13 protein-coding genes are annotated in these 16556 nt (G+C 57.9%); 5 read left to right on the forward strand and 8 right to left on the reverse strand.

Annotated features, from left to right (window positions below; translation table 11 throughout):
• Window positions 1-12: 12 nt before the first annotated feature.
• A complete protein-coding gene (locus G5V57_RS20735) occupies window positions 13-861 on the forward strand; it encodes a sulfotransferase (protein ID WP_165169452.1) in 849 nt (282 codons plus the stop codon).
• 96 nt (window positions 862-957) lie between these two features.
• On the opposite strand, the gene G5V57_RS20740 is transcribed toward G5V57_RS20735, so the two are convergent.
• Entirely contained in the window at window positions 958-1659 is a 702-nt protein-coding gene (locus G5V57_RS20740; RefSeq protein WP_165169454.1) for a formyltransferase family protein, read from the reverse strand.
• A gap of 518 nt (window positions 1660-2177) precedes the next feature.
• Between G5V57_RS20740 and G5V57_RS20745 the strand changes: the two genes are divergently transcribed.
• Complete coding sequence (locus G5V57_RS20745) at window positions 2178-4013, forward strand: tyrosine-protein kinase domain-containing protein (RefSeq protein ID WP_165169456.1); 1836 nt, start codon at window positions 2178-2180, stop codon at window positions 4011-4013.
• Window positions 4014-4019: 6 nt separating this feature from the next.
• On the opposite strand, the gene G5V57_RS20750 is transcribed toward G5V57_RS20745, so the two are convergent.
• The 3 genes from G5V57_RS20750 to G5V57_RS20760 form a co-directional block, all read right to left on the reverse strand.
• Window positions 4020-5144: a glycosyltransferase family 4 protein gene (locus G5V57_RS20750; RefSeq protein ID WP_165169458.1), complete on the reverse strand. Its 1125-nt coding sequence runs from the start codon at window positions 5142-5144 to the stop codon at window positions 4020-4022.
• Window positions 5145-5168: 24 nt separating this feature from the next.
• On the reverse strand, window positions 5169-6032 hold the full coding sequence (locus G5V57_RS34495) for an ATP-binding protein (protein ID WP_165169460.1): 864 nt from the start codon (window positions 6030-6032) through the stop codon (window positions 5169-5171).
• Between the two features lie 86 nt (window positions 6033-6118).
• A complete protein-coding gene (locus G5V57_RS20760) occupies window positions 6119-7201 on the reverse strand; it encodes a glycosyltransferase (protein WP_165169462.1) in 1083 nt (360 codons plus the stop codon).
• A 304-nt stretch (window positions 7202-7505) separates the two neighbouring features.
• On the opposite strand from G5V57_RS20760, the gene G5V57_RS20765 reads away from it, so the two are divergent.
• The 3 genes from G5V57_RS20765 to G5V57_RS20775 are packed head-to-tail and all read left to right on the forward strand — an operon-like array spanning window position 7506 to window position 10756.
• Complete coding sequence (locus G5V57_RS20765; protein WP_165169464.1) at window positions 7506-8825, forward strand: polysaccharide biosynthesis/export family protein; 1320 nt, start codon at window positions 7506-7508, stop codon at window positions 8823-8825.
• Between the two features lie 7 nt (window positions 8826-8832).
• Window positions 8833-9522, forward strand: coding sequence for a sugar transferase (locus G5V57_RS20770; RefSeq protein ID WP_165169466.1), 690 nt, complete (start codon window positions 8833-8835; stop codon window positions 9520-9522).
• A gap of 46 nt (window positions 9523-9568) precedes the next feature.
• Window positions 9569-10756 (forward strand): DegT/DnrJ/EryC1/StrS family aminotransferase, encoded by a 1188-nt coding sequence (locus tag G5V57_RS20775; RefSeq protein WP_165169468.1) that lies wholly within the window; start codon window positions 9569-9571, stop codon window positions 10754-10756.
• Between the two features lie 122 nt (window positions 10757-10878).
• On the opposite strand, the gene G5V57_RS20780 is transcribed toward G5V57_RS20775, so the two are convergent.
• From G5V57_RS20780 to G5V57_RS20795, 4 genes are all read right to left on the reverse strand, one after another.
• Window positions 10879-11667, reverse strand: coding sequence for a metallophosphoesterase (locus G5V57_RS20780; RefSeq protein ID WP_165169470.1), 789 nt, complete (start codon window positions 11665-11667; stop codon window positions 10879-10881).
• 4 nt (window positions 11668-11671) lie between these two features.
• Complete coding sequence (locus tag G5V57_RS20785; RefSeq protein WP_165169471.1) at window positions 11672-12562, reverse strand: NAD(P)-dependent oxidoreductase; 891 nt, start codon at window positions 12560-12562, stop codon at window positions 11672-11674.
• 26 nt (window positions 12563-12588) lie between these two features.
• Window positions 12589-13578, reverse strand: a complete 990-nt coding sequence (locus tag G5V57_RS20790; protein WP_165174203.1) for an ATP-grasp domain-containing protein — start codon at window positions 13576-13578, stop codon at window positions 12589-12591.
• Window positions 13579-13824: 246 nt separating this feature from the next.
• A complete protein-coding gene (locus tag G5V57_RS20795) occupies window positions 13825-15816 on the reverse strand; it encodes a nucleoside-diphosphate sugar epimerase/dehydratase (RefSeq protein WP_246737303.1) in 1992 nt (663 codons plus the stop codon).
• Window positions 15817-16556 lie beyond the last annotated feature (740 nt).

The raw sequence follows: 16556 nt of genomic DNA on the forward strand, positions 1-16556 counted from the left end.
GTTGAATTCAAAATGAAAATCACGGATGTGAACTTTCTGATCATAGGCGCCACGAAGAGTGCCACGACCTGGCTGCAGCGGTCCTTGCAGAACGATCCGGACATACTCATGCCCGATCCGGAACTGCACTATTTCAGTCGGGAGTTTCATCGTGGGCAGGATTGGTATCTGGCTCAATTCCCGGAATACAGCGGTCAACCCTTCGTGGGCGAGAAATCAAACTCCTACCTCGAGGAACCCCTGGCCGCATCGCGCATACACGCCTCGTTGGGCAATGTGAAACTACTTGCTCAGTTACGCAATCCGATTGACCGTGCCTATTCGGACTACTGCATGCTCTTTCGGCGCGGAGAGGTGAATGGCGATATCGGCCAGTATCTCGACCCGCGCACCGCCGCGGATAATCGCTTCCTCGGTGGCGGGCGATATCACAGGCAACTTGAGCGATATTATGACCTGTTTCCATCCAGCCAACTGTTTGTGATCTTCTATGAAGACCTGCTCGTTCAACCCGATGCGCAATTGCGGAAAGTAAGACACTATCTCGGGGCGCTCAACGACAGCTACGCGTCTCCGGTGTCGGGCCGCATCAAGGACAAGAATATGCCGATCGTCGGCGGCGGGCATAGCGGTTATTTGAAGTGGCTGAAGCCGATGGCGTCTCCTTTTCGATCGACCAGGGCCTACAAGGCAGCGAAGCAGTTTTTCTCGCAGCCGGTTGAATACAGTCCGCTTGGCACCGAGCTGCGGGCCCGCCTTGTCGACTACTATTCGGATGACACCGAGAAACTGGGCAAGATCATCGGTCGGGATCTGTCAGGCTGGCTTGGAAACGTGTCACGGGATGCCTCGCCAAGGTAGCTACAGGAGCACAATCCGTCTGACTGACCGAGCGCGCCCGTGAGCAACACTCTGGCAATGCGAAGGCGCCGAGAGCGCTGATCCTGGCCTAAGAATTCATTCGCCGCGGTCTGAGGACGGTTTCCTTCCCAAGGCGTCATTGCTATTCGCAGGGGTGAACAAGCTGCTGATTGTGGGATCCGCCAGCGAGCTGAGTATGGTTCCCTCAATGAGCGTATACGTTTTTCCCTCCAACGTGATGTGGGCTCCATTGTAGGGAGGGAACCAGAATGCCCGAATCTTCCGGTCTATGTCGTCACCCGGCGCAATTGCCTTCATTTCTTCCATTTCCAGTCGACTGACATACCGACCACCTTCGTTGGGAAACGTCGACAACATCTGCGTGCTTGCGATGGCTTTATGGAGGATGGTCTTGATCTGGTTCAATAATTGGGATTGCGTCTGACGCTCCAGATCCCGGGCGGTGATCCTCCCGCTTTCTATCTCGAACCAGGACACATCAATGATCGGTCCGGTATCGATGTTCGCGTCAGCGTAGTGCGCTGATACTGCCCATTTGTCCAACCCTTCCAGGATGGCGAGGTTGTATCCGGCTGTTCCCTTGTAAAGCGGCAATGGCGCAGGATGGAAATTGATGACGCCCTTTCGGGCCGCAGAAAGGACGGGCTCCCTTATCTTCTGCCAGTACAATACGGACACGCCCAGATCAAAATCCACTGTCCCCAGTCGCACCATATTCTCGATCTCGTGCCTGGAATACAGGGGGAGGTGCAGCTTCTTTGCCAGATCGCCTGTCACGGAAACGGGCAGATGCGCATCCGTAACGACGCCGACTATTTCCTGACCATTGTCGACAAGCCATTGTAGAGCAGTCGCGGCAACATGTTCCGTCCCATGAATAAGACTTTAGTCACAGTTGCCTCCGCGTTAATTCTAAATTTTAGTTAATATTGCTGACTCACAAAATCACAAGCGGGTGATTGCGTCGCCTATGAACAACGCGCTCTTCGGGCCGTTGTGCGGACGTGGCAATCGACTGGAGTGGCAGGATTTTTGCACGCCGCACAAGTTGTAGGCAGGCGACGGCGAGATATCTCCATATCCTGCGTGCAATTTAAAGTTGTAAGCCTGATTCAATTTAATGAGTGCGTCGCCCAATCTTGTGCTAATTTCCTCGTCGAGAGGGCAGCAGGGAAGGTCGTACGATCTCATCGTCGGCTTAGTGCATCAGTTGTAACCCCGGTCGAAAAATGACGGCTGCATCGATTAGAAGAGAACTCCCTCTCGCTCCTCGAATTCCTGATCCAAACCAATTCATGCCGGTCGATGAACAGCATCGCATGGTGGGATTGAGAGAGATTCTTGATCTCGTGAGGCGACGACTCGTTCTCCTCATTTCCGTTGTCGTGCTTGGAACTGCTCTCGCCGCCGCCTATGCGCACTACGCGCCCAAGTCATACAGGGCGATTTCCATGGTGGTTCTCGAAAGAACCGACACGCGGCCGTTTGCCTCTGAACCCGACTTGAAATCATTGGAACGCGACCGCTCAGCCGCCGACACCGAGCTCGACGTGCTGACGTCGCGCATCTTCCTGGGCCGCGTCGTCGATAAGCTGGACCTCATTAACGACCCCGAATTCAATACGTATCTTGATCCCGACACGAACGCCAACGACAAGGCATCCGGAGCATCCGGAGCATCCGGAGCATCTGGAGCATCCGGAGCATCCGGCAACTTCTTTTCCAACATCGTGGCCAAGGTGAAGTCGCTCTTCGCGAGCGACCAGGGCCCGCTGCCGCCCGTGTCGAAGCAGCGCGATCGCGCAATTACGAAAGTCTTCTCGAAGATCGCTGTAGCGCGCACCGGCGAGAGTCTCGCCGTCACCGTCACGGTTACGCATGATGACCCCGATCTGGCGGCCGCCATCGCGAATGCCATAGCCAGTCTCTATGTGGAAGCCTCCCTGGAATTCAAGCGTGACGACAGGGTGGCCGACAGCGCGCGCGCTGTCGCTACCGGCGGCGCCGTCGCGTTCCTGCGCGAGCGGGTGACGCAGCCGCTGCTCGTAACGCTGCGCGGCGAAGAGGCGCAACTGCTCCGCGAGCGCGCGGAACTCGCGCCGAGCTTGGGCAAGAACCATCCGAAAATGCTGAACGTGGAGGCCGAACTCGCCAGCGTTCAGAGAATGATCGGAACGGAGATTCAGCGAATTCTGCTTGATCTGGAGAATGAGGCGGCCAAGCCCAGCGCGCGTGTGGTGTCACTGGCCGAGGTGCCGACAGCGCCATATTTCCCCGTGCCCAGCCTCATCATCGCGGGAGGGTTTGTCGGCTCCAGCGTGCTGGCGGCACTTCTGATGATAATGCTGGAAGCCGCGGATACGAGAATTCGTGACAGTGGACAAATTAGAAGAATCCTGCGGACTCCCAATCTGGCATCCGTCCCGACGGTCGCAGCCAAGGATATAAAGAACAATCTGAATATCCCTGAATACTTGATGCGCCGCCCGCAGTCGCCCTTTGCCGAGGCGATGAGGTCGATCTATGTGGCATGCCGCATACCGGGCACGGATCGCCTGCATAAAGTGATCTCCTTTACGTCCAGTCTGCCCGGCGAGGGAACGACCACCTGCGCCCTCGGCCTGGCGCTCAGCGCCGTCGCGGACGGCCAGCGCACGCTTCTCGTGGATCTGGACCTTCATCACTGTGAGGTCGCAAAGGCGCTCAAGCTCGAGGTGAACGATCTCTCGCTGGACCGTTACCTGCAGGGCGAATGCAGCGTGTCGGAGGTCCTGCACAAGGTCCCGAACTGGCACGGCCTGGATGTCATCGCGCCGTCGCAGCGGCAGAAAGAACCCGGCATTTTGCTGAATTCCAGCCGGTTCCGCGAGCTGTTTCAGGCGGTGCGGCCGCACTATGACATCATTATCGTTGATACCCCTCCGATCCTGTCTGTCGAGGACGCAAACTGGGTTTCACCACTTGCGGATGCGGTGATCCTGGTCGTTTCCTGGGCCAGCACTACCGAAGACGTGCTGGCGAAGGCGGCCACCCGGTTGCGAATGACGCAGGCTCCTCTCCTTGGCACAGTCTTGAACAACGTCGTGACCAGGGCAAAGCGCCGGAAGGGAACGTCAAATGGGATTGCGTGAAGTCGTCTAAGACAGCCCCATTTGGGTCAGCAATAGACGATTGACGGCATGGACGTTGAAGCGTTCACGCGCAATTTGATTTGAGCGGCGTCCCATCTCGATAGTTGCGGATGGCGTGGCGATGAAGGACTCCATCGCCTTTGCCAGCGCGAGGGGATCTCGCGGCGGCACCAAGTAGCCGTTTTGTCCTTCAACGACGGTATCCCGGCACCCGGGCAAATCCGTCGTTACAATCGCCCGACCCGATGCCATCGCTTCCAGAATGCTGCGTGGTATGCCTTCCCGGTAATAGGACGGCAACACGAAGACGCTGCAATTCGCGAAGTAGGGGCGCACGTCGCGCGTTTCACCGAGATACTCGACGAGCCCTTCAGCCGTCCATTTGTCGATGTCGGCTTGGCTGATCCCTGCCGCATTTGGTTCAAATGGGCCCAGCAGTTGCGCGCGAATGTCGGGGAAGCGCTGGCGCAGGTGACGGACAGCTTCGACAAACTCGCATATGCCCTTTTCCCGCAATAGTCTCGCAATCAGCAGAAAGACGGGTGGACTCGTCGGGGGAGTGGTCATCGTATAGTGGGAAAGATCGACACCGGATCCCGGGATCAGGGAAATCAGCGAATAGTTGTCGATCAATTTGTGCTTGCGAATATCCCGGTCATCGGCGTCGTTGTAGACGAATACCCGATCGACTCCGCGCAATGCCACTCGATAGAGTGCGACGCTCAAACGCTGCAGGACGGCTTGGCGGCCCTTCGGGTTCTCCGTGGCAAATACTTGGCCAAGCCCCGTGATGAGGGCGAAGCGGCGGGAGACGCCCGCCGCGCGAGCGGCGAGGCAGGCATAGATAACCGGCTTCATCGTGTAAGGAAGAACGATGTCGGGCTTCAGCTGTCGGAACTGACGCCATAGGGTGACCAGTGTGTGCAAGTCCTGAAGCGGGTTGAGCCCCGTGCGCGCCATCGGAATCTGAACAAACCGGATATTCTCATCTTCAAGCGCCTTTGCCACCACGGGGTCCGGATCCGGCGCGAAGGCGATAACCTCGTGGCCGGCCTTGACCATTTCGCGTAGCAGCTGCAAACGGAAATTGGTCAGCGAATATGTAAAGCTAGCGATTACGGCGATGCGCATTTGTGTTGACCCGGGTTGAGGCGCTCATTGAACTTTGTCATTCCAGCTGCGCTCGACGATCCATTTTTCTATCTCGGAGCCGCTCCCGACCCGCTCGACGACCTGAAACATGAGCTGGTCGTTCAGCTCGAACAGCGTGCCGGCATTGTTCGATGATGAGTCGGTCCGGGTGATGAGAAACATCGCACCTGGCCCTCGCAGATAGGAGTGAATGTTGCTGATGGCGCGACCAAGCGATGATTCGGAGAAATAGTCGCGGTTCAGGATATTCGCCGCGCGGACAAGATCAAAGCTCCGCGCGAAGGCGGGAGACCGGACCAGAATGTCGTCCTCTATCATCCTGATGTCGGTTCTCTTGGCCAGGCGGGGGCTGATCAGGCGGACGGCCCTGTGCTTTCCCCGACTGATCAAGTCCGCGGCCTGCTTCTGGAAGTACATTCTGGCCAATGTCCTGGGGATGAACGCCAGGGTGATGTAGTCGAGCCGGCGAATCCATGGCCGGATTACCTTGCCGCGTATGTCATATTGCATGGGCCAACCGTCGTGGTCGGTGAGTATGCGAACGCCAGGCAGCGGCTCTACGATATAGGCGTCGATATAGAGGTCTGTCGCCACAAAGTCCGCCGCTGCTCCTGTCGACGAAAGGAAGTCCGCGAACTCGGCGGTCGTGATACCCGTGGACACGCCGATATCGAGAATATTCCGGAAACGCGCGGCCCGTTCGGCGAGCGCGCTTCCCATCACTTTTTCGATCTCGTCGAATCGCGACGCGCGCGTGAGCTTGAAAGTGCCGTTTCGCATCTTGAGCGTGCCATAGAACCCCGCCTCGACCTTCGGGTCGACGGCAATATTGCTTGTGTTGAAGAACTCAGTCGCGGTTATGGTCACAGGGGCGATCCGTCGAGTTGAAGGGTTACTCTTTCGTGTTTCGTCAGAGCTGGCGCGTCTTGTCGGGGAGGGGCAGGTCACGAGCGTCAAACCTGCAGGAAGCTGCGGTATTTTCTGTCGATCGCATGCAGCTCATAGTCCCTCTGCACGCGTTCTCGGGCGGCTCGCGCCATACGGCCATATTCTTCCGGTGAAAGACCGAGAACGGTTCTCATGGCGCTCGCCATGGCGGGGGGATCGCGTGCGGGAACCACCCAACCTGTGTCGCCGACAATCGTGGCCGCGTCGCCGACGTCGGTCGTCACCGCCGGCTTTCCGTGACTCATCGCTTCCGCGACGACATTGGGAAAACCTTCGGTTCGGGAGGAAAGCACGAGTGCATCGATGCTCTGATAGAAAGATGCCATGTCACTGACGTCTCCACAAAGATCCACGGATGTGGAAGGCAGGCGCGTCTCTGCCAGAAGGCTCGTCACGATGGGGTTGTCCGACGTAAGTCCCACTCCGGCGACCCGAAAGCGGGCCTGTGGATGCGTCTGATGCACGAGTGCTGCGGCATGGAAGAAGGTTGCGTGATCCTTTTGCGGGTGGAGGCGCGCGGCAATGCCGAATACGGACGGAACCTTCGGAGTCGTGGCGACCGGCGGTGGCATATCAAAGCCGTTGGGGATGACGATGCTGTTGCGGTCCTTGAAGCCGCGCTCGCCATGCAGTCTGCGCGCTCTTTCCGAATTGTAGATGATGCCCTGTGGCAAACCCGATAGGAGTTTCCCAGCCGCGACGGCGATCTTGACGCTTGTTGAGAATGCGGCGGTGTCATCGAGAGACTGCCGGACATTCCAGTAGACAGGCGCTTGATATCTGCCGAAGGACCGCGCGAGCGCGCCCACGACGGCGGCGTGATACATCCAGCAGAGTATTACCGACGGCTTCTCCCTTTCTATTATCTTTCGGAGTTCGAACGGGGCGCCCACCATTCCAGCAAGGGAACGTATGCCGAGGGAAATATAGGACACTTGCGGATTGGCTGCTCGAGCCCGGTTGCGGTCGGATACGTCGATCAGCGAGACGACGACCGTGCGCTCGTCCCGGCTGACATTAAGCAGCCGCGCCAGCATCGATTCAGCACCGGCTGTGTTCGTGAAATTTGTGATGATGTGCATAATCATGGAGGATCAACTCAGCAGGCGCGAACCCCAGGCACGCAGAGGAGCTCCGCGCCATGTCCGGCGCGAAGCTAGCTTTTTAAACCTAACTCTCGGGAGGGGCGTGAGGTGTCATCCGTTCGACTTTCCTGATCAGATCAATCGAGCTTGACTCTTTTCAAAGTGAATCTCGTTCGCAACTTTAGATGGCATAAACTGGAAGATCCTTAATGATTTCCATTATTTTCAATGCCTCATTTTCCCTGATCTTATGCTATAATTGACCTCTTGGTTAGCTGAAAAATGGCTCGGTAAGGGTAAGGTTCAGATGCACCAGTGCCTGCGTTCGTCTATTGTTCCCTTTCTACCTCTGATTAAAGCCTCGTTCTTCGCCACCATCCTTGCTCTGGGTGTTCTGGGCCCGCCGATGTCGCTAAAGACGGCGAAGGCCGATGTCGCCAGTTACACGCTCACCGAGGGTGACGTGCTGGAGTTCGACATACTCGATGATGCTGATCCTCCAAGGCAGCTGACCATCGGGAACGACGGTCGTATCGACGTGCCACTCCTGGGAGCGGTCAGTGTGGCGAATATGACGCTGTCGGAAGCGCGCAATCAAGTGCGACAGAAGTTCATTGATCGCCAGGTGTTCGTCGATCCCCAGATTGGGCTGAACATTGTGACCTATCGCCCGATCTTTGTCTTGGGCGACGTGAAGTCGCCAGGTTCATATCCGTTTACAACCCAGCTGACCGTAGAGAAGGCTGTCGGCCTGGCAGGCGGCCCGAATACCGGCGTATCGAACACGGAGGACCGCGTATTGACCCGCGTTCGAGTGCGCGGCGAGTTGCAGAGTTACGAGTCGGATCTGACGCGCGAGGCGATCTGGGCTGCACGCCTCGTGGCGCAGCTTGATGGTCGCACCGAGATAGAGGATGACGATACGCCAAAAGCCACTCGTCCCTTCTTGGACAAACAGTTGCTCGCGTCGTTGCGGCAAGGCGAGGATAAGATACTGAGGAATGACGCCGACCAATATGCGGACCAGACCAAACTGATGAAAGAGTCGATCAATGAGATCGACAGTCGGATAGAAATTCTCGAAAAGCTCGCTGCCAATCAGAAAGAAACAATCAAATTCAGCCAGGATGAGCTTGACCGGTCGAACAAGCTTCTGGAAGGCGGCATCAAGACCGTGGTCGAAGTGTCGAGAATTCAACGCCAGTTGACGGCGGATGAAGGTCGGCTTCTGCAGATTTACTCCGACATGTCCGATGCGCGTAGACAGGGTACCGCTCTGAAGCGGGAACTATCGCAGTTTGAATCAGCGCGAACGAAGGAAGCTCTCAGCCAGTTGCAGGAGCGCCAGGTCGCGATCGAGAAGCTCCTTGCCAATCGGAGCACAACAGAGGAGCAGCTGTTGCTTGTTTCGAACTTGATCTCGGAAGATTCAAAGAGCGCGCCGAAATTCAAGATGCAGTACAAGATCCGTCACACGTCAAACGGCAATACAGAGGAAGTGCCGGCCACCGGCGTCACATACCTCACGCCGGGCGATGTCGTCTTGGTCAGCGTTGAGAGAGTCCAGTACCCTCCCGATGCGTCCATGTCGCAGTCTACGGGTAGCAGCACATCTGTCATGCAATGACGGTCCTATGAGCGAGCCGGTCGTGAAGAACGAGCGTCGTGTTGAGGCATTGCCGGTCGATAGCCTTCTGATTCAGCGCTTTGGCGAGAAAGTATGTGTGCTCATCGCGCTTATCGTGGCGGCTCTTCCACTGGCGGTTACGGCTTTGGTCATATACTTCGTGCTCGGCAAACCCTTGCTGTTCACGCAGAATCGCGTCGGCCAGGGCATGCAGCTGTTCAGGATAAGCAAGTTCCGGACAATGCATGACTATCGTGATTCCAAGGGCGCGCTATTGCCTGACGCGGACCGTCAGACGCCGATCACCAAATTCCTGAGACGGTTTCGCTTGGACGAGCTGCCACAGCTGATCATGATCTGGCGCGGAGACATGGCCATCGTCGGCCCACGTCCGCTGTTGCTCGAGACCATCGAGCAGATGGGATGGCTCGGCGGCCATCGCTGCTCGGTCCGTCCGGGATTGACGGGATGGGGGCAAGTCAACGGTGGCCAGCGACTGAACAACACGCAGAAGCTGGCGCTCGACATCTGGTACGTCGATCATCGTAGTGTTTCGCTTGATTTATTCGTTCTCCTGCTGACACTGAAGACGCTGCTGGTGGGCGAGCGGATCAACAAGCAAAGGCTGGCGATTGCCATGTCCCATCTTGCCAAGGTTCACGCGGCTCACGTCGCTGATCTGGCAAATCTGGATTAGATTTCGTGCCGTTTTGCATGGGGGCTCCAGCGCAGGTAGGTCTTTGATGAGTTCATGGCCAGTATATGACGAAGAGCAGATTGCCGATGTGGTGTCGGTCTTGCGGTCGGGCAAGGTAAATGCCTGGACAGGACCGCATGTCGGCAACTTCGAGCGCGCCTATGAGGCGCATGTAGGTCGAAAGCATGCGGTCGCTCTGGCGAATGGGACGCTGGCGCTTGACCTGGCGCTTCACGCCATTGGCCTCGAGGAAGGCGACGAGGTCATCGTCACGCCGAGAAGCTTCATCGCGTCGGCGTCCTGTGTGCCGCTTGCCGGCGGAATTCCGGTATTCGCCGATGTTGACCGAAACAGCCAGAATTTGACGGCCGCGACGATCGAGGAACAGATAACCCGGCGGACCAAGGCCGTGATCGTCGTGCATCTGGCGGGATGGCCGTGCGACATGTCTTCGATCCTCGAGCTTACGCGCCGCTACGGCATCTGGCTCATCGAAGACTGCGCGCAGGCGCATGGCGCGGAATACGAGGGACGTCCAGTCGGTTCCTTCGGCGATATCGCGGCCTTCTCCTTCTGTCAGGACAAGATCATAACGACCGGTGGAGAAGGCGGGCTCGTCGCGATGGACGACGACGAGCTCTGGAAGAAATGCTGGAGCTTCAAGGACCACGGAAAATCCTACGATACCGTCTTCGCTGCCGCGCATCCGCCGGGCTTCCGATGGCTGCATGAGAGCATCGGCACGAACATGCGAATGACATCGATCCAGGCGGTACTGGGCCTGAGGCAGCTCGAGCGGCTGCCGATGTGGCACGAACAGCGTAGCCGGAACGCGGAAATCCTGCGGGCGGGCATAGGACACTGTTCGGCGCTGCGCGTCCCACGGCCGCCAAATTCGATACGTCACGCATGGTATCGCTTCTACGCCTTTGTTCGGCCCCACGAGCTGAAGAACGGCTGGAACCGGGATCGGATCATGAGTGAGATTCAGGCCCGCGGCGTCCCTTGTTTCTCAGGAAGCTGCTCGGAGATGTATCTGGAAAAGGCCTTCACATCGCGGGGGCTCGGACCGGCGGAACGATTGTCGAATGCCCGTGAGCTGGGTGAAACCAGCCTTGCCTTCCTCATCGACCCGTCGATCGACTCAAGAACCATCGCGAAGCATGCGGATGCCATTCGGGAAGTGGTCGAGATGGCGAGCCTCGAGGCGAGCGTCGTTCAACAAACCGGTTGATCGCGCAAGGATCGGATGCGCTAGAGCATCGGACCGAAAAGTGCGAAGCGGTTTTCGGACAATCCGATGCGCAAATCAATGAGTTAGAGCGCCGCGCCGATTCTATGTGAGCATCCGGCGCTCTAGCTTGGCGACAGAATGAAATCGCAGATCTTATCTTTTGATCCGGGTGCGAGACCGCTGCCGCGGATACCGGCAAGATAGGCGTCTACGTCATAGGAATAGCGTTGATAGCTGAACTGCCACCCACCAGGTGTGGCGGTGTCAGTGAACCACAGCACATAGGGATTCGGGTCAGCGCGATCGCGTGGCTGGCCAATCGATCCGGCGTTGAACACATAATGCTTCTTAGGGTCGAGATCGCCGCTCGCGGCGGTGAAAAACCCGCTCTGATCCCTGATGTACTGAAAACATTTGACCCGATGTGTGTGGCCGAAAACCCCCGCCTGAAAGCCACGCTCCTGCAAGGCGGCGACGGCGGCAAGATGCTCCTCCTCGGTATTGAGATAATCCCAGCGTCCCGCTCCGAAAGGATTGGCGTGGCTGAGCAGCAGATTCTGCTGCACCACTTCATCGTGAAATCTCAACTGGGACCATAGCGCCGGAGAAAGCCGCGCCTGCGTCCACTCGACGGAATCGCGTATCCAATCAGGCAGCCGGCTGAAGTAGCCGGTCTTTTGCCCGGCCAACAAATCGTCATACAGCGCATCATGATTGCCGCGCAGCAACATCGCCCGTCCCCGCGAGATGCGGGTTGCAACCAGTTCGAGGGTTTCCTCGACATCGACGCCATAAGTCAATAGATCGCCGATAAGGATCAGTTGATCGCATCCCTGCCGATCAATCTGCGCCAGGGCGCCGCGCAAGGCTCCCGCGTTGGCGTGAATATCCCCCACGATTGCCAACCGCATCAGCCTAGCTCCGTCTTGCCAGCCACAACTCAAGGCCCTGCTTGAGAGACACTGGTCGGAAACCAAACAAGCGCTGCGCCCGGCTGATATCGACGGCAGAAAAACCCGCAGACCCCGCGCTGTCGGTGGCGGGCTCTACGGTGATCAATCGCGGATCCGCATTCAGTACCTCGCATAGCAGCTGCGCTACCTCCAACAAGGAATGCGCCTGGCCTGAACCGAGGTTTACCTCCCCGACCTGCGCGCCTTGAAGCGCTTGCGCGACCAGACTAGCCACATCATCACGCCAGATGAAATCCGCGCGATAGCTGCCACCATTCTTCAACACGATGGGTTTGCCGGATCGCAATTGCTCGATGAACAGTGGAAAGACGCCGCTGACCATGCCCGGCCCATAGATCGCGCTCGGACGCAGAGTCAGCGTGCGCAACGCCTGGCTCGACCAGGAACGCACATAAATCTCGCCGAGCACCTTGCTACCCAGATAATAAGGCGCATGTTCGCAGCCTATAGCGTCATCCTCATGCACCGGCCGTTCCTGCAAGCGCAGGATGTTGGCGCCGGAAATAAAAATGAACCGGGTGAGCCCGGCAGCCTCGCTGGCGCGCAGCAACTGCAAGGTGCCCAACGCGTTCACTTCCGCACAGGCCCGTGCCTCATCAGGATCCTTTTGATTGCGCGGGATGTGTGCTGCGGCGTGTACCAGCGCCGTGGCGCCACGCAGCATTTCGGCGCTTTGTTCCCAGGAGCAATCGGCACGCCAGCGCCGTACCTCATAGTCAGCACTGCTGGCCAGGCTGCCCGACAAAACCAGCACCGGAAAACCAGCCCGCCGCAGATGATCCACGATCGCCCGCCCCAGAAGTCCACCAGCGCCGGTGACCGCTATTGTCATCTAAATGTGATCCATGGGCTGCTCGACTAAATCCGCTTCACTGCATCCACTTGTTGCGGCTCAATGACGGTTTCCGACCAGTGACGCAGGATAGTGATAGGCTTGACCTCGGGCTGGACGATAGGCTCATCCCACAGCAGCTTCCTTACACACATCTCCACTTCATTGAACCCGGCATGCGCCCGCAGTGGTGTTGTACCAGAAAAGCGTCCATTGATCTCGAAGACTTTGGGCCGTCCGCGGGCGTCGATACGGAACTGAAAATTCGCCGGCCCATGGGGCTTGAGCGCTTCGGTCCAGGCTTTGACTTGTGCTTCCAACACCGCATCGAACACCGTAAATGCGCGGTAAGTGTTGCCGTCACGCAGGTCGCGGCGCATAACGATGACAGCATGACAGTGGCCATCGAAATACAAGCCGCTGGCCGTAAATTCGCCGTCCGCATCGCTGATGCATTCCTGCACCACCGCATTCTTCGTATGCGCGAGCGCCCATTGCAGCTGCTCCTCATTGTCGGCCCTGCTCACGCCATAGGAGCGCGCACCTATGCATGGCTTGACGATGAGCGGGAAGCCGCATTCCGCAATCACCGCGGCAATGCCGGGCTTGTCATGCGCCAATGCCGAAGCCGGCGCTGCAAAATCATGCTGCTTGAAAAAACGGGCGGTTTGGTATTTGTCGTCCGCAATCGCCACGACCTCCGGGGAGCTGACCAGGATTTGCACATTGAACTCGCGCTCCAACTCCGCGCGCTGCGCCGCCAGCGGCACCAACTCCACATCAGTTCCAACCAGCATGACATCCGGCCGCACTTTCGCCAGCATGCGGCGTATGGCGTCCAGATAATCTGGCGCATTCGCCAAGGGGACCAGATAGGCTTCGTCGGCCCAATACAAGCCTGCAGACAGCGGACTCACATCGAGCGCAACGGTATGTAATTGCAGGCTGCTGCGCCGCAGCGCGCGCAGAATGCCCTGGCCCAGCAAGGCGCCGCCGCCGGTAACCGCAATCTTGATCGACGCTGTCGATGGAGCTTTCACGACGCGATCCTCAGATCAGTTTGTTCAAAGACGAGTGGTTTTTGGGGGGAGGGCGGGAGCCGGCGAAATCGGGCATGGTGACCTGATATCGGCAGGGCGCCCAGCGCTCCAATGCCGGCGCGTCTGACCACCTGCCAGCCGGTGAACGGAATCTTCAGGACCAGGCTATCCCGCACAGGGGTGCGCCGACCGAAGCGCAGGCTCCGACCTCAATCTAGCCCCTCAACGTGTGGCCGCACAGGGGCCGCCCAGATTGAAGCCGGCGTTGCTTTCGGAAATGCCTGCCTTGCGCGATGTCGCGCTGGCCACGCGGGCGTTGTTGGGGAGCACTTCCCCGATGATCTCGAACATACCATCGACGTCGCCTCGTTGCGCACAGGCCGCGAGGCGGGAAAAGTTCTCGCGCAGGAGCTGCGAGGGAACCGGGTTTGGAATGGCGCCAAGAACGCCCGGGACGGGAGAGGCGACGCGCTTCTCCGAATCGTCGAACAATTCTTCGAACAGCTTTTCTCCTGGCCTGCATCCGACGAACTCGATCCTGATATCCTTGTCCGGCGTGTAGCCGGCAAGTCTGATCATGCGGCGGGCGATGTCGATGATCTTTACCGGCTCGCCCATGTCCAGGACAAAGACCTCGCCTTGGCCGAGCTTGCGCTCGAGACCATAGGCCGAGGCCTGCAACGTGAGTTCCACGGCTTCGCGAATGGTCATGAAGTAGCGGGTCATGTCCGGATGGGTGACGGTGAGGGGCCCGCCGCGCGCGATCTGCCGCTTGAACAGAGGGATCAGCGAGCCGCTCGATCCCAGCACATTGCCGAAACGCACGGTCATGAAGCGGGGACTCGTATTCGCCGCGAGGCCATCGAGATCGAGGGCCTGGCAAAAGAGCTCGGCAAGCCTCTTCGAGATGCCCATGACGCTGGTCGAGTTCACCACCTTGTCGGTAGATACCTGCACCATGGCCAGTGCTCCGACGCGCTTAGCCATATTCGCGACATTCATCGAGCCGATGACATTCGTCAGCATTCCCTCACAAGGGTTGAGTTCCACCATGGGGACATGCTTGAGCGCTGCGGCGTGGAATACCAGTTCGGGCTGATGGAGAGAGAATATCTTCTCCAGCCGGGACGCATCGCGTACGTCGCACATATGGGCGGTGCGCTTTATCGAGCCGTGCGCCTCCGCAAGCGCCATGTCGATGGCGTACAGATTGTACTCGCAGTTCTCGATGAGAATGAGCTCCGCTGGGCGCAGCGCCGCAATCTGCTGAGTGAGTTCACTTCCGATGGATCCGCCGGCGCCGGTGATCAGCACCTTGCGGCCAGATATCAGCCTGTGCACGGCCTCCTTGTCGAGCGCCGCCTGTGGCCGTTCGAGGAGATCCGTCATTTCAATGGGACGGACCTCGAAGCGATCCTGCGATCGCGGATTCCTGAGTTCGGTTACCGGATTCAATCGGGAATAGGCAATTCCAAGCTTCTCCGCGCGATCCACCAGTGCCTGCGCACTGCCTTCGGTGAATGCGGAAAGCGGCTCGGTGAAGATCACGTGGCGCGGCCGCTGGCCGCGAGCACTCAACAGCTCGAGCACGCGATCAAACTCGCCAAGAGTCCCGAGAACGGGGATGCCACGGAGCATCAGACCCTGCTGGGTCGGCATATCTTCGATGAATCCGACCGGCCGATATCTCGCATTCGGATCGTGGCGCAGCGCGCGGAGATAGAGATCCGCGGCATGCCCGGCGCCGACGAGGAGAATGGGAACCGCCTCTTTGCGGACGTCTGTGCCGGAATAATAGGGTCCAAGCGGCCGCAATTCGTCAAGCCTGAATCTCAGTCTCACGAATGCCAAGAGCGGAATGAGCAGAAGCATCTCGATCGCGACGACGGATCTCGGAATTGATTCGACCCGGTTGAACAGGAACAAGGCGAAGACGAATGTCAGGGAAGAGAATATCCCGGCATTGACGATGCTCATCAGATCGGAGATCGATGCGAACCGCCAATTGCGGTCGTAAAGCCCGGTAGCAGGGAAAATGACGGCGCAGATGACCACCAGCATGAGGACTGCCGCCGGCAACCGGTTGAACTCCTGATGCACGGAGAAGGGCGCATCGAGGCTGAACCGGAAGATCATGGCGAGCACGAGCGCCAATACACACAAGGACAGATCGGTGAGATAGAGCGTCAGATACCGTGATGGTGCTTTCACCATCGCCAATAGTCTAGCTTTGACAAGCTGGGCCAGCTTGCTGGGGCTCGATCTTAGAAAACTGGCTCGGTATAAAAGCGCTGCAGGGTACTTCTGCCAAGGCGGGAAGGGCCGTTGACTCATGACTCCTCACGGTGCCACCTATTGGGTTTTTCAATCCAACAAGCCAGCTACATCAAATAGTGGAACCCAAAAACGCCCTTCTTCTCGTTTCTGACCTTACGCTAATTCGCTTATAGTTGACAACTGATTTAAGGGCCGGGCTCGTGAAAAATTGTATCCGATAACGTAGCGAGATCTGCGCGATCGGGAACATTTTCTTGTCTCAGGCAGTGTAGCCTAACGGCCAAATTAGAATCCTGTTTGTTAGAATCCTGTTTGGTTTCAAGCTTGCCACGGGTGGCGCCGGCCGACCCCCCTTGTCAACGCGTGGACAGCGTGCCGCAGACTTGTGGTCGAGTCTGACAGACATCGCAGATTCGAGCGTTGCTACCTAACGTTGCAAGGGGGTATTCGTTAATCAAGCTCGATCAGCTATTAAGCGGACGCGGCCTGAGGTTCGTCAGTTGAGTTTCCGTACGTAACGGCAAGATCTGGAAATATTTCAACTTTTATGTATTGGCGATTTTTTCTGCGGACGCCAAAAAAAATTTTACTTGTCGTAATTTTGTCCGATTGTTGGTCAGAGTGGTTAATGCAGGGGACGGCTCGCTGAGTCAGAGCATAATCTGACAGAGGAGAGA

The sequence above is a fragment of the Nordella sp. HKS 07 genome, assembly GCF_011046735.1.
Lineage (GTDB): Bacteria > Pseudomonadota > Alphaproteobacteria > Rhizobiales > Aestuariivirgaceae > Taklimakanibacter.

What these genes read in the sequence shown, in the direction of transcription:
- G5V57_RS20770 (WP_165169466.1), top strand. Translation starts at nt 8,833, where the DNA reads ATGAGCGAGCCGGTCGTGAAGAACGAGCGTCGTGTTGAGGCATTGCCG.
- G5V57_RS20775 (WP_165169468.1), top strand. Translation starts at nt 9,569, where the DNA reads ATGAGTTCATGGCCAGTATATGACGAAGAGCAGATTGCCGATGTGGTG.
- G5V57_RS20780 (WP_165169470.1), bottom strand. Translation starts at nt 11,667, where the DNA reads ATGCGGTTGGCAATCGTGGGGGATATTCACGCCAACGCGGGAGCCTTG.
- G5V57_RS20795 (WP_246737303.1), bottom strand. Translation starts at nt 15,816, where the DNA reads ATGGTGAAAGCACCATCACGGTATCTGACGCTCTATCTCACCGATCTG.
- G5V57_RS20745 (WP_165169456.1), top strand. Translation starts at nt 2,178, where the DNA reads ATGCCGGTCGATGAACAGCATCGCATGGTGGGATTGAGAGAGATTCTT.
- G5V57_RS20765 (WP_165169464.1), top strand. Translation starts at nt 7,506, where the DNA reads ATGCACCAGTGCCTGCGTTCGTCTATTGTTCCCTTTCTACCTCTGATT.
- G5V57_RS20760 (WP_165169462.1), bottom strand. Translation starts at nt 7,201, where the DNA reads ATGATTATGCACATCATCACAAATTTCACGAACACAGCCGGTGCTGAA.
- G5V57_RS20785 (WP_165169471.1), bottom strand. Translation starts at nt 12,562, where the DNA reads ATGACAATAGCGGTCACCGGCGCTGGTGGACTTCTGGGGCGGGCGATC.
- G5V57_RS20735 (WP_165169452.1), top strand. Translation starts at nt 13, where the DNA reads ATGAAAATCACGGATGTGAACTTTCTGATCATAGGCGCCACGAAGAGT.
- G5V57_RS20750 (WP_165169458.1), bottom strand. Translation starts at nt 5,144, where the DNA reads ATGCGCATCGCCGTAATCGCTAGCTTTACATATTCGCTGACCAATTTC.